Here is a 1,972-nt window from a genome sequence, read left to right as displayed (position 1 = left end):
TGCACGTGCTCGTCGACGGGCGCATCGTCAAGTCGGGCGACCACACCCTCGCACTACACCTCGAAGCCAACGGGTACGCCGACTTCGAAAACGGCCTTGGCGACGCTTCTGCGCAATCGCTCGCCGGAGCACAGTCGTGACAGCATCGCCCACGGCGATCGATCCGGTAGTCACGGGCCGCGCGGCCGCCCTCGATTGGGTGGAGTCGACTGGGTACCCAACGCGACGCAACGAGGCGTGGCGCTACGCGCCCCACAAAAAGCTCGCTGAGTTGTCATTTGGGCCTCCGGTCGCACTGACGACGAGCGTTCCCGATATCGGCGCGCTGATTCCCGCCCTCGACGGTCCGCGCATCGTCGTGGTCAATGGCGTCGTCGATGTCGAATTGTCCACGATGATCGGCCCGGCAGGTCTCCATCTATCGAGCCTGCTCGACGCACGCCGTGAACAACCTGACCGGCTTGCAGTTCACTTTGATCGAGTCGATAGTCAGATCAGCGACGCCTACATGGCGCTCAACCTCGCGTTTGGCGGTGACGGTGCCGTAGTGCGCGTCGACGACGACGTGGTGCTCGACGTACCGATTCACATCGTCGACGTCGAGGTACCAGACGAGACACGGAACGCATCGTGTACCGGTGTGGTCATCGAGTTGGGTGCTGGTAGTTCGGCCACGATTGTCGAGACTCGTATCGGTGTCGGTGCTGACTTCGGCGGCTCCAACATCCGCACGACCATCGCCATCGGCGATGGCGCTTCCCTCGAGCACGTGCTCCTTCAGAATGTGCCCTCGAGTCACGTGCACCTCAGCAATATCGAAGTGACGCAGGGAGCCAACAGCAAGCTCCTGGCACGTTCGTTCAACCTCGGCGCGTCGTATGGCCGAGTTGCGTACCGAGTCGATCTCGCCGGGCCCGGAGCGCACGCCGATCTGTCAGGCCTGTTCTTTGGTTTCGGTGACCAAGTCCTCGACCAGCAGATCAACGTCGTTCACTCGGCCAAGAACTGCACGAGCCGTCAGACCTACCGCGGCGTCCTCGACGATGCCAGCACCGGAATATTCAACGGAGGCATCGATGTGCTTCCGGGTGCCGACGGAACCGACGCTGAACAGTCGAACAAAAATCTGATTCTCTCCGATCGTGCCGAGGTCAATACTCAGCCACGGCTCGAGATCCTCGCCGACGAGGTGGCCTGCAAACACGGCGCCACCGTTGGCCAACTCGACGAATCAGCCATGTACTACATGCGCTCACGTGGCATCCCTGCCACCGAGGCACGCCGCCTGTTGATCAACGGCTTCGCCGACCAGGTCGTTGACGACGTCAGCATTGAATCGGTGCGGACGTGGATCTCTCAGCGGCTCGGACACGACGATGTCTGATCAAACGGTCAGTGTCGGCAAGACCAAGGGCTTCACGCTGCCTCGCGCGGTTGATGCCACGATCGTGCCGGCCGGTCAGGCAATCACCCTTCCTGCGGGCGATCGGGTGACGCTGCTGCAGGCCCTCGGGGCGACCGCCACGGTCACCACCAGCGCCGGCGAGATGGCTCGTTTGAGCCGCCAAGACTCGATTGACTTCGGGTTCATCGCGGCTCCGGATGTCGAGGCCGTTGCGAGCGCCGGGCCGTTCAGCGTCGACCGTGTCTGGGAGGCGGCTGCGACCGTCTATGACCCGGAGATCCCGGTTGACATTGTCGAACTTGGCCTGGTCTACCGGGTCGATGCCGACCAACTCGACGGAGGGGGCTGGCACGTCGATATCGACATGTCGGTCACCGCTCCGTTCTGCGGCATGGGTGACATCCTGCGCCTCGACCTCCGTGACGCAGTTGCCGCGATCAACGGGGTCGAAACGGTTGACGTATCGCTGGTCTTTGACCCGCCGTGGGACGCCTCGCGCCTTTCGACTGTCGCCCGCCTCGAACTTGGGATGATGTAGCTCAGGTCGACCTGACACTGCCGCTCGGA

At 62.9% G+C, this 1,972-nt stretch carries 2 protein-coding genes; both read left to right on the top strand.

Annotated features, from left to right (window positions below):
• The first annotated feature begins 136 nt into the window (after positions 1-136).
• A complete protein-coding gene (sufD, locus tag ACH2EI_RS21610; RefSeq protein ID WP_395161549.1) occupies positions 137-1,384 on the top strand; it encodes a Fe-S cluster assembly protein SufD in 1,248 nt (415 codons plus the stop codon).
• Positions 1,377-1,943: an iron-sulfur cluster assembly protein gene (locus tag ACH2EI_RS21605; protein ID WP_395161547.1), complete on the top strand. Its 567-nt coding sequence runs from the start codon at positions 1,377-1,379 to the stop codon at positions 1,941-1,943. Before sufD ends, ACH2EI_RS21605 begins: the two co-directional genes overlap by 8 nt.
• The last annotated feature ends 29 nt before the right edge of the window (positions 1,944-1,972 follow it).

The organism is Ilumatobacter sp. (assembly GCF_041688325.1).
Taxonomy (GTDB): domain Bacteria; phylum Actinomycetota; class Acidimicrobiia; order Acidimicrobiales; family Ilumatobacteraceae; genus Ilumatobacter_A.
Note: the sequence above shows the minus strand (reverse complement) of the source record. Positions and strands in the feature narration are given on the sequence as shown.